Source organism: Brevibacillus ginsengisoli (genome assembly GCF_050113715.1).
Lineage (GTDB): Bacteria > Bacillota > Bacilli > Brevibacillales > Brevibacillaceae > Brevibacillus_H > Brevibacillus_H ginsengisoli.
The window spans coordinates 1-10646 of record NZ_JBNJQR010000017.1; the positions used below are offsets into that span (position 1 = coordinate 1).

Sequence of the window (10646 nt, forward strand, 5' to 3'; positions counted from 1 at the left end):
TAAAGTTGAGTTGATACTAAACTTCAAAACAGTTTTGCTTGGCTAGTGTTTGTTTCACTAAACGTTTATTGTTCAGTTTTCAAAGAGCATTTAGTTTATAAATCAACCATCTCGTGGTGAGTGGCAGATTTATAATATAACACGTTTGAACCTTTCAATTCAACCCACAATTTTTGGTAGGCTAACCACTCGATCACTAGAATCACTACTTCAAAATCTTATGCTCTCGATGGCCGGAAGTACAATATATCACACACACCTTCCGTATCTCAACCCTCAAATTCTGGAAATCTCCACTCGGTCATATCAGCGCCTCGTGTGTAGATTTTTAATTCATTACATTTAACAGCCCTCAAATCAAATGCAATATTCGGAACTGTAATAGTGGCGGAGGGAGAGGGATTCGAACCCCCGTGACGTTGCCGCCTAACGGTTTTCAAGACCGCCCCGTTATGACCACTTCGGTATCCCTCCACAAAAAATGGTGCCGGTAGAGGGACTTGAACCCCCACGGTTTCCCTCACGATTTTGAGTCGCGCGCGTCTGCCAATTCCGCCATACCGGCTTGTATGAAGTTAAAAATGGTCGGGAAGACAGGATTCGAACCTGCGACCCCTTGGTCCCAAGCCAAGTACTCTACCAAGCTGAGCTACTTCCCGATTTTGTTTTTTAGGGTAGTGATTATATGGCGTGCCCTGAGAGATTCGAACTCCCGACCTTTTGATTCGTAGTCAAACGCTCTATCCAGCTGAGCTAAGGGCACATATTATGAAACGTACGAGGTGTGTCGCTTCTACTGGCGACGACCATGGACGACGTTGCGTATTTAGTCGACCTTCCTTAATCCAAGGACAACAATTATGGTGGGCCTAGGCTGACTCGAACAGCCGACCTCACGCTTATCAGGCGTGCGCTCTAACCAACTGAGCTATAGGCCCCTATTTGCAATATAATCCTTAAAACGGGTGTAAGTAGTTTGTTTGTTAATCTACCATCTCATTTGAGAGGCGGAATATCAATATAACATGTTTTGATCTAACAATTCAATATAAAAAAATGGTAATTTGTCACTCATAGCTAGATTTTTACTTTGACCATCCTGTGTTAGATGAAAATAAAGTTCTAGTCTGCTGCTACGGTTTCAGTCCGATTTTCTACTCTCAATTTTCCCGATAGTCATGTAAAGATACCTTAACCCAAAAAATATTGTGTTAACTCCACTATGAGGTACCAATTAAAGTTGGTACTATTTGTTTTTTTCATTATCACTTTAAATGTAGATATATTCTTATGTTCGAGGTGAATTTTATGGTAAAAGTCAAAACACTTCTCATTTTCTATTTCATACTTTCGTTCGTTTTTTTTAGCGGCAGACTGCTGTACATAATAGATACCTATAGTATGGGAGAAGGACCGGTCCCTCCAGAAGCGTTTCAGAGATTATTCGTTTGGGTTAACGTATTCGCTTATTTTTATATCGTGCCTCTGATAATTGTAGGATTGCTAAGCTTTATCCGCTTATTTAGACGTAAAGGTCTTTCTCGTATTCTCGGAATATTATTAAGCGTACTGTATATATTATTTGCAGCCACGGTTGGGTACTTCTTGATGTTCGTATTTATTCTACAGTTTTACGGTTTCGCTCCATGAGTAGCTTTTGAGCTACTCATTTTCTCTTTTGTTAAATCTCTGTTATAGACCTTAAGATTTCTTTAGCTCCATCATCAAATTCACAATATTTTTCGTGGGATTTGGATTATAGGCTATCCTTTGTAAATCTGGCACTAGTTCCTTATTGGCCAATTAATGTACTGAATCCATTCAAACAACTCTGGCAAAAATCAGTTTTAAAGCAGATGCTTCCTCTGCCCGTGTCAGCCTCTGATTCGATCGGAATATACTTTAATTTGAACTCTCGATACCCGTTAGCTGAATTGGGCATTCCACTCAGAGCATACACCTATGTTTTACATATACTGCTCAAGAAAGGAGGAGTTTGTATGCAGCATCCAATTTATTTTCCCAATAAGAGTTATCCTTTGTCGCTTCCCTATCCTTATCATCCAAATTTTCAGTATGTACATTATAGTCAGCTTATCCCTGTATACGCTGGTAGGACCTTTCGTTATGATTATGAAGATGGCAATGTATTTATCATTCATTTCTTTGACCCTACTCATCGGCATGATGAAGGGATTGCTGGACCGCATACAGGATTCAAAGGTTACTATACATTCAATTACGTGGAGATCGCTCCTTGTGTTTACTTTATGTATTGGTTGGAAGAAGTCTACACGGTCAGCCAAATTGCTGATTTTAATAGGATGCTGGTCTATACCCATTATACCTATGATGAAAAAGGTACTCGAAAAAGTCTATTTCATTCCGGGACCATAACCGAAATAGACAGCTTCACCTCGTAATCCCAACTCATCCCTCTGTAGAACAATGCTGCCCTTTCGTTTAACAAAGGCTGCTGAATTATCACCGGCAGCCCATTTTTGTGTTTGTTCAGCTATCGATTCCGTTAGCTCAACATTCACTTAAATCGTCCTTCATCAATTCTCTTCTTTGCCAATATCCTTGTTTCTTCGTCGTCATCAGTTAATAAAATTTTTTGTAGCTAAGTAAATCTAACGTTTTCATCAGAGTTATCAGCGAGAATTACCATTATCTCAACAGGAATAGCTTTATTGTGTGCTACCCATTTACGCATGTCTGGGTACTTTTCAATCACTTCTTTAGCGTTTTTTTATTTCTAAAGGCAGATTCAATTTCCTGCCCATAAAAAATGATACAGTAGTTTAGTAGTTCCTTCACTTCAGTAGTAATAAGTGGTTCTACTTCCTTAACATCCTTATAATACTGGTCATTGTCACCATATGGGGAAAATTCGAATCCTACGTATATCGGATTAAATTGGTCGATGCTAGCATCAATGTTCTTACATAACAGCGTATTAAAATGATGAGATAAATGTGAATTTGTGTTTACACAAAAATAGCATTGATAAATTTTGTTATATTCATCTGGTATCTGAAGTATTTCGTTTGCAATGTGATAGATAAGGCTGGAAATTACGTAGCAGCTACCCTTAAAAGGATGGATACCTTTCTTCTTACTTGATAATTTTTCGTAAGTTTTTCTTGCACTTTCCATTATTACTCTACTTTGGTCTCCATTTAATGACTGCATCATAACAACCTCCCATTGGTTTATGAAAAGCATACTACAACTATGTTTACATGGCTTATTCAAGCGACAGAAAAATAAAGTGAATTTTTTAACTGCTTAGTAAATATTATTATTTTCATAATAAATAGTTTTAAAATTACAGGTATCCTAAAATGACCCTATCAACTCATTTAAGGAAACTGCCAAATAGTTCAGTATCAAAAAGAGGAGTAGCCACGATTGCCACTCCTCCACTATTGATCCCGTTAGAATCACAACTTGCATATAGTGTTATACCCTATCCTCTCGATATGCCTGCCTTACCCGCTCGATCTGGGCGAGGTGGTAACGGACATGTTGGCGCGCAGCATTTGGAACAGGAGCAGATGCTACTCGGGGTTCCAACCGTTCATATCCCAGGTTATTCGTCCAGATGAACTGTAACCTTGCTAGCTGGCAGTTGTTCCGTTATGTGGCGATTGACAGGTCTCCTAACTACTGCGATCCATACAAGTAGAAGAAGCATAATAACTGGAACGATCACATCGCCAGCCGCCCCTTTCGCAAGCGATGATATTGTTGCGCCGATCATAATCAACGCCAATAACATCGCACCGTAACGCGAAGAAGACCGAATGAGCAGCGCAATCGCTCCGGCAATTTCCAGGATCCCAATTGTTATACGAAACCATGCAGGATACCCTAGCTTGTTGAAGACTTCCACCATTGCTTGCACACCCATTAGTTTAAGGACCGCCGCTTGAATAAAAATCAGCGCTATCAGAGCGAGTCCGATACAGCCTGCATATTTCCACAATTTGCTCATCTACACCTCACCTCTCTTTTTCCGTAGACAAGTCCGACGACTCCGGAACTAAACGTTTTGGCTTCTGCAAGTTTAAGATCGATTCTGTCCTTAATATTTTTAAAGAGTGGTCTTCCACCACCAACAACAATAGGATTGACATTAATCCGATATTCATCAATCAAGCCGAGCTGCATAAATGTTTGCGCAAGGCCAGAGCTGGCGATCATCACAATGTTCTTGCCGGGCTGCTGTTTCATTTTCGCAACTTCTTCCGCAATATGTTCTTTTACCAGTCTGGAATTGCTCCATTCCACTTTGTCCAAAGTCTTGGAGAATACAATTTTCTCTGTCTTCTCAATCCAGACAGCATGTTCGGCATGGTACTTCGATTTTGACCAGACGGGATGCGCGGGTACAGTCGGCCAGAAGCTTTCCATCATTTGATAAGTCACACGTCCAAATAAAACGGTGTCTATGGTGTTTAGCAAGTCGGTGACATAGTTCTGTTCTTCCTCTGTATGGATAATTCAATCCATTTCACCGTTGGGTCCTGTTACGAAGCCATCAAGCGATACGTGCATGAGTAAAATGATTTTTCTCATTGCTATAGTCTCCTTTAAATTACATGGAGAAAAAATCAGTCAAAACGGGAGTGAGGAGATCCGGAGCCACGTTATGATCCTGACCTTCCAGGATGCGGAGCTTTGCGTTAGGGAGACCGTCTGCGAGAGCTTTCACCGCATTTTGCTGGTACTCGGGACTTGTTCCTCCTCCCATCACGAGCGTCGGGATCGAGACGGAAGACCACCGGTCGGCTGGCAACGGGTTGCCCGACATGGTGTCACCCATGATGGTGCCGTCATAGACCAACGTGTGCGCTACGGCTTCCATCGCCGGCCAGAATGGCGCGCTTCGCATCGAGGCAACGAAATCGGCAGGAACGTCGGCTGCCTTCGTTAAGAAGTACTCGACCGCGTCGCCTCGGCGGCCCGACGATATCAGTTCTTTGAGCTGCTGCAAGTAATTCTCCGGCAGCGGAGGGCGAGCGCTGTCAACGACGAACGGCGGCTCGTACAATGCAAGACTCGCGATAGCGAGCTTGCGAGCCGCTTCGAGGGCGAGGACTGCACCGGAAGACATGCCGAATACGGATGCCGATCCGCCGGCTTCGTTGATGAGAGCTTCGATATCTTCGACCTCGCGCTCAACCGCGTACGGCGCCGTATCGCCGCTGTCCCCACGACCCCGGCGGTCGTAATTAAATACGGTAAAGTGGGGAGACAGAAGCGAAGCAAGCTGCGACATCATCGGATCCAAACGAGTTTGAAATGCAGCGCATATCAGGACGATCGCCGGTCCATTCCCGGTTTTATCGAACGCAATGGTGGTGCCGTCTTTCGAAATTACTTTTCTCATTCTTATTACCTCCTCATGATTTGATTTTACTTCCGAACAACCATCAGTCCCGTTGCCATCCGGGTCCTGAAACGTAAAGAATTGAACGCCTTGTCTGGACTCAATCCCGTTGGCTACGATGGCTCTCTTGGAGCGGACACGGTCCAGTGCGGCAGCTAGTCGGGCGATAATCATCCCTTTTCTTAGTTGCTATCTTTTTCCAGTACCCTCACTTTACAGCATTACGTTACGTAAGGATCAAGACATTCTTCCAAAAAATTACCTTCCTGCCGCCACTCTCTACTGCCCGTCCCTTTTTGCTTGTCAGCATAAACTATACCCAGGCCGTAGCTTTGACACCCCTGTAAAACCTCCTCAAGAGCACAATTCCTCCAATGAAGTTTTCCCCTCCTCACCATCATGTGTCCATTTCCAATCTTGTGACGCTATCAGATCGTTATTCAACCTAGTGAATTGTGACTGAGGCAAATAAAGTTCTAGACTGGCGCTTATTATTACACTATCGATTTCCGTTACTTCAATAAAAAATGTTGATTTCTATTTAGGTGTTGCCATTATTGTTTCCTTGTATTTTTCTCCATCTTTTACCCATTCGACTTCAATTTTCGCATACTCTAATTTTTGTTTAAGCTCATCATAACTCCAATCCAAATAAGTACCACTATGGGCATTAACTCCATATGCTTTTTCATTAAGAACTTCATTCTTGTCAGCGACTAAATTCGACCCTGAATTTCCAAGTTGATGAAGATTAAAAGAGGTATCATAAGTCAATCGTTCAAGATTCATCACTTCTTTTGGTTTTAGTACAATATTTTTATCCATTACATTTTGTTTTTTGCCGAATTGGTCTTTGTATTGCCCTTCTGTCAAAGTCAAATTTACCGTTCCTATCCAATGGTCAGATTCGCCTTCAAGAATAAATTCATGTTCCCAATCCGTAGTACATCCTTGTAATGTAAATGCCATCAAAACAAATAGTAATAGTAGGAAGCCCCTCATGAATTCACACCTCCACCCAATTATCATATTCCATAATTATGAAATAATAAGTGCACTTGTCTTACTACAAAACCTATCTATTTGAAAATAACAAACAAACTACTACCCAGCTTCCGGTAAAATATATGTACAAAAGAAAAGCCGCTCCGTCTATACGACAAAGCGACTCCATTTTTCTGTTATTTTCCTGTCCCTTAATGCGACCTTACCCTCTCTTTACGTCAACGCTTCCTTCTTCCCAAAGAAATATACGGATTTCAGCGCTTTTGTGAAGTGAAAGCCTATCTATTGTTGTTTATTCATCCTAGAAAATTCAATCACAAGGGACTCGAATTGATCGGCTTCGCTTCTTTGAACCAGTAATACACAAAATACATGATAGGAAAAATGTAAAGGTAAAACGCATATGGCACGAAACTATACATACTAACATTCAGAGTCGCAGTACAGATCAGAGCAGCGATATTCCATGGGATAAGCGCCGATGTAAGTATACAGGAGTTCTCAATATCAAGAGCAAATTGATAGTTCTCTTCTTTTTTGTAACAATCTTTCATGATTTCATCCGTCATAACCACAGCTATAGACTGTGAACATCCGAAAGCAGCAGTTAACGTACTGATGAATGTAGTTAACCCATATCGCTTATGTCCTTTTAGCTTCATATTGATTAGTAGATTTTTTATCCCGTCGAAAGCCCGTATTCCTTCAAAAATCCCCGCGAGCGCACAGGCAATCAATATGACAAAGCTTGCCTTTAACATAGAGGTAACTCCGCCACCCTCGATAATATTCTGTAAAGGGTTTTGAGGATCAAGGCTGAATCCGAATATCACGCTATGAAGGACCTGCAATGGTTGATCACCCTGAACGAATAACGCGATCATGGAGGCAACCAGTATGCTCATTAGCATTGCGTATTGGATGCTTAGCTTGCAAACGCAAAATATCAGAATGACGAGCGCAGGAACGAGAACCAGGTATTCGATCTTAAAAGTCTTCAGAATCTCGTCGGTCAAACCACTGCTTATCACCTTTAATGGGTTCAGTTTAGAGAATTCATAGTAAAATCCTACAGATAAAACGAAGGGAATAACGGATGAAACCATCATCTTCCTAATGTTAGTGAACAGATCCGTGCCTGTAAGTTTGGACACCAAAACAGCACTGGAAGACATCGGGGAGCATCTGTCACCGAAATATACACCTGCTATGATGGCGCCTGCAGCTAAATTCAGGTCTACACCTCCACTTCTGGCAATAATAATGAGAGGCAATCCTACTATACTTGCCGTTCCTGTCGCAGACCCGAGCAAGAAGGAAGCTCCACAGCAGATTAGGAAGGCAATCAGAATAAATGTATCTGGGCTGATGAGTGAAAGGGTATAGTAAACAATTCCGGGGATCGTTCCCGAGATCATCCATGCCCCCGAAACAGCTCCGATGAGCAATAGTATTTTAATGACCACATATGATTTTTTCCCGCCGATATAGGACATGGTAAGAATGTTCTTTAAGTCATAACCTTTTCGAAAACTGATCAAAACAAACAGCAACCAGCACGCAATTAGCAAATACCCAACAAAAATGTTCATAGATACGCCAAAAATGATGATGAAGATAGAAGTAAAAAGTCCAATATAATTAACCAAGTGAGAACACCCCGCGCTAACAAAAGATGATGGATGAACAAAATCTACTGTCATGGTAGCAGGGTCTTTTGCATATGGGAAATATGCAATTGATATATGATTTATATAAAACAAATATAGATTAACTAGGGATGTTAGATATGGATATTAGACAACTGGCATATTTTTTAGCGATTGCTGAAGAAGGTAATATTACAAAAGCGGCTGAGAGACTCCATATAGCCCAGCCACCGCTCAGTCACCAGCTGAAAATTCTGGAAGAAGAGTTAGGAATCTTGTTAATGGAAAGAAACACACGAAAAATACAGATTACAGATGCCGGACGGCTCCTCCAGAAAAGGGCAAAAATGATCCTGGAACTTACGGAAAAAACCGCTAAAGAACTGAAAGACTTGAGGGAGGGGCTCATAGGGACTCTCTCCATAGGCACAATATCATCAGCAGGTGAAATACTGCTGCCTCGTAAAATCCAACTATTTAACGAACAATATCCAGGCGTGGATTTTCATATCCGGGAAAGTGGTACATTTGAAATTCTCGAATTGATCAAAAGTGGAGTAGTGGAACTCGGAATTATTCGCACTCCATTCAATCAGGATGACTTTGAATATAGGAACCTGCCAGATGTGCCGATGGTGGCTGGCGGATTGGACTGTTTTTGGAAAGGTGGAACGGGAAACTTGGATCTGACCGAACTTGAAGGCAAACCATTGCTCTTGCACAATCGATATGCGGATAACATCACAAAAGCCTGCAAAAAGGCCGGGTTCGAACCGAGGGTAAAATGCAGAGTAGATGATACACGATCCATGCTAAAATGGGCAAACATCGGAATGGGAATAGTAATTGTCCCGAAGGATATCATCTCATTGGTGCCAGATGTGAAACTTAATTTTCGAGAGATCAAAGAAGAGTCTCTAGTAACAAGGGCAGTGTTAATTTGGATGAAAAACCATTACTTATCTACTCCTGCTAGGAACTTTTTGGAGTTTTTTAATACGTAATTATCTGTTTTCAACAACCAATAGAATCCTTCTTTCAAAAAGTTCTATCAGCAAAAAAGTCGCTTTGCCTTTTAAGACAAAGCGACTCAAAGAATGTCCTTAGCGCCTTATACACCACTGAGTTCTTCCCCTATGACCACGGCAATAGAATGGATATAATCATGTGCTTGTTCTTGAAGCATCGATTATACATTTTGAGGTAATAGTAAGTGGTTAAAGTTATATAAAGAACGGATGAGTTTATTATGAAAAAGACTATAACTTTAGGGTTAAAAGAGATTCTCATAACGGTAATTATGATTATTGGGATGGCTATTTCATCTTTTATTGTTGGTCTTGACACTTCTAAATCTTCAAACGACTCGGTCACTCCGCTATTTGCTTTCTGTATATTAAACACTGTTATCCTGACGATATATATTCTTAACGCAAAAATGCGAGGATTAAAGTTAATAGGTATGATTTTCGTGATCTTTTGGGGTATTCAGTATTTCATGACACAAATAGAGACATTATATTTTAATAGTGCAGTCAAAATGCCATTATTGGATACTTTGAAAGTGGTTATTATGGGTGCTATCAGTATATTTATGTCTTCAACATTTGCAGTTTTAATCCTTGGCAAGGCAAAAAATAAACGTTCATCTTATGGTGAAGAAAATATTGTTAAAGTGCCGTTTGCTAAATTATTCCCCAATATGGCTATCCTTGCGTTTTGTTACGTCATTATTTACTTTCTTTTCGGATATTTTGTTGCTTGGCAGTTTCCTGAATTGAGGAAATTTTATACCGGAAGCACAGCTATTTTGAATGTGTTACAGCACATGGCAAATCAATTTCAAAGCGACCCCCTGTTGCCTCTGTTCCAGCTATTTAGAGGATTGTTATGGTCTGGATTGTCGGTGATCATTATTCATTCACTTAATACTAAAGGTTGGAAAACTTACATTATAACTGGTCTTTTATTTAGTATACTAATAACTTCACCATTAATACTTCCAAATGCTTATATGCCAGCACCAGTGCGTTTAGGGCATTCGATTGAATTATTTACTTCGATGTTTGCATTTGGAATTTTATCAATAATTATTTTTAAAAACAAGTTGGATATAAATGTGTAATTTAAAAATCGTAAGGTTAGTTTATCAAAATAATTAAGTGAGTTGGAAAGCAATCGTCTGCACCCTACCTTGTTAAGGTAGGGGATTCCTTCTGACTTTATCAGTCGCTGAACACCATTAGTGACCAACTTAAAGAAGATAGAATTTGATAAATCCTTATCCAATATTCGTCAGCTCCGTGTGTTGCGACACATTAACTTGAACATTATATCTACGTTGGTTTGATTTAGTTAGCAAAAAAAAACAAAGCAGCTCATGGCTCTATCTCGAAAGATAGGTTCATGAGCTGCTTTGTTGTTCTCTGAAAACTGGATAACGGGTCGCTCCTATATGCTTCTTGTTGGCTCCGTCCGCCTATGGCGCAAAGTCACTGCACAAGAACATATACTCGCTCTGACATTCGCTAAGAAAACGTGGATAAGTCCTCGACCGATTAGTATTCGTCAGCTCCATGCGTTGCCGCACTTCC

9 protein-coding genes and 5 tRNA genes are annotated in these 10646 nt (G+C 40.7%); 3 read left to right on the forward strand and 11 right to left on the reverse strand.

The window, feature by feature from the left end:
* Window positions 1-385: 385 nt before the first annotated feature.
* The 5 genes from ACQCN2_RS23150 to ACQCN2_RS23170 all read right to left on the reverse strand — a co-directional run bounded on the left by ACQCN2_RS23150 (window position 386) and on the right by ACQCN2_RS23170 (window position 938).
* Window positions 386-474 (reverse strand) — tRNA-Ser (locus tag ACQCN2_RS23150).
* Between the two features lie 8 nt (window positions 475-482).
* Window positions 483-565: transfer RNA gene (locus ACQCN2_RS23155), tRNA-Leu, on the reverse strand.
* Between the two features lie 17 nt (window positions 566-582).
* A tRNA-Pro gene (locus ACQCN2_RS23160) sits at window positions 583-659 on the reverse strand.
* Between the two features lie 27 nt (window positions 660-686).
* Window positions 687-763, reverse strand: a tRNA-Arg gene (locus ACQCN2_RS23165).
* Window positions 764-861: 98 nt separating this feature from the next.
* Window positions 862-938, reverse strand: a tRNA-Ile gene (locus tag ACQCN2_RS23170).
* 1062 nt (window positions 939-2000) lie between these two features.
* Here ACQCN2_RS23170 and ACQCN2_RS23175 point away from each other — a divergent pair.
* Window positions 2001-2423 (forward strand): MoaF-related domain-containing protein, encoded by a 423-nt coding sequence (locus ACQCN2_RS23175; protein WP_426931307.1) that lies wholly within the window; start codon window positions 2001-2003, stop codon window positions 2421-2423.
* Window positions 2424-2733: 310 nt separating this feature from the next.
* Here ACQCN2_RS23175 and ACQCN2_RS23180 read toward each other — a convergent pair whose 3' ends face one another.
* From ACQCN2_RS23180 to ACQCN2_RS23205, 6 genes are all read right to left on the reverse strand, one after another.
* On the reverse strand, window positions 2734-3198 hold the full coding sequence (locus ACQCN2_RS23180) for a hypothetical protein (RefSeq protein ID WP_426931308.1): 465 nt from the start codon (window positions 3196-3198) through the stop codon (window positions 2734-2736).
* A gap of 397 nt (window positions 3199-3595) precedes the next feature.
* Window positions 3596-4000, reverse strand: coding sequence for a DoxX family protein (locus ACQCN2_RS23185; RefSeq protein ID WP_426931309.1), 405 nt, complete (start codon window positions 3998-4000; stop codon window positions 3596-3598).
* The gene (locus tag ACQCN2_RS23190) at window positions 3997-4509 is read right to left on the reverse strand and encodes a dihydrofolate reductase family protein (protein WP_426931315.1); all 513 of its coding nucleotides are present in this window, start codon (window positions 4507-4509) and stop codon (window positions 3997-3999) included. The genes ACQCN2_RS23185 and ACQCN2_RS23190 overlap by 4 nt, the downstream gene beginning before the upstream one ends.
* A gap of 94 nt (window positions 4510-4603) precedes the next feature.
* Window positions 4604-5398 (reverse strand): alpha/beta fold hydrolase, encoded by a 795-nt coding sequence (locus ACQCN2_RS23195; RefSeq protein WP_426931310.1) that lies wholly within the window; start codon window positions 5396-5398, stop codon window positions 4604-4606.
* A gap of 537 nt (window positions 5399-5935) precedes the next feature.
* Entirely contained in the window at window positions 5936-6400 is a 465-nt protein-coding gene (locus tag ACQCN2_RS23200) for a hypothetical protein (RefSeq protein WP_426931311.1), read from the reverse strand.
* Between the two features lie 317 nt (window positions 6401-6717).
* Window positions 6718-8052: a Na+/H+ antiporter NhaC family protein gene (locus ACQCN2_RS23205; protein ID WP_426931312.1), complete on the reverse strand. Its 1335-nt coding sequence runs from the start codon at window positions 8050-8052 to the stop codon at window positions 6718-6720.
* Between the two features lie 131 nt (window positions 8053-8183).
* Between ACQCN2_RS23205 and ACQCN2_RS23210 the strand changes: the two genes are divergently transcribed.
* Window positions 8184-9056, forward strand: coding sequence for a LysR family transcriptional regulator (locus tag ACQCN2_RS23210; protein WP_426931313.1), 873 nt, complete (start codon window positions 8184-8186; stop codon window positions 9054-9056).
* Window positions 9057-9301: 245 nt separating this feature from the next.
* Window positions 9302-10177: a hypothetical protein gene (locus tag ACQCN2_RS23215; protein WP_426931314.1), complete on the forward strand. Its 876-nt coding sequence runs from the start codon at window positions 9302-9304 to the stop codon at window positions 10175-10177.
* Window positions 10178-10646 lie beyond the last annotated feature (469 nt).

Bases quoted from the DNA above. Each gene is read 5' to 3' on its own strand.
- ACQCN2_RS23180 (WP_426931308.1), bottom strand. From the start codon at position 3,198: ATGATGCAGTCATTAAATGGAGACCAAAGTAGAGTAATAATGGAAAGT.
- ACQCN2_RS23210 (WP_426931313.1), top strand. From the start codon at position 8,184: ATGTTAGATATGGATATTAGACAACTGGCATATTTTTTAGCGATTGCT.
- ACQCN2_RS23215 (WP_426931314.1), top strand. From the start codon at position 9,302: ATGAAAAAGACTATAACTTTAGGGTTAAAAGAGATTCTCATAACGGTA.
- ACQCN2_RS23185 (WP_426931309.1), bottom strand. From the start codon at position 4,000: ATGAGCAAATTGTGGAAATATGCAGGCTGTATCGGACTCGCTCTGATA.
- ACQCN2_RS23195 (WP_426931310.1), bottom strand. From the start codon at position 5,398: ATGAGAAAAGTAATTTCGAAAGACGGCACCACCATTGCGTTCGATAAA.
- ACQCN2_RS23175 (WP_426931307.1), top strand. From the start codon at position 2,001: ATGCAGCATCCAATTTATTTTCCCAATAAGAGTTATCCTTTGTCGCTT.
- ACQCN2_RS23200 (WP_426931311.1), bottom strand. From the start codon at position 6,400: ATGAGGGGCTTCCTACTATTACTATTTGTTTTGATGGCATTTACATTA.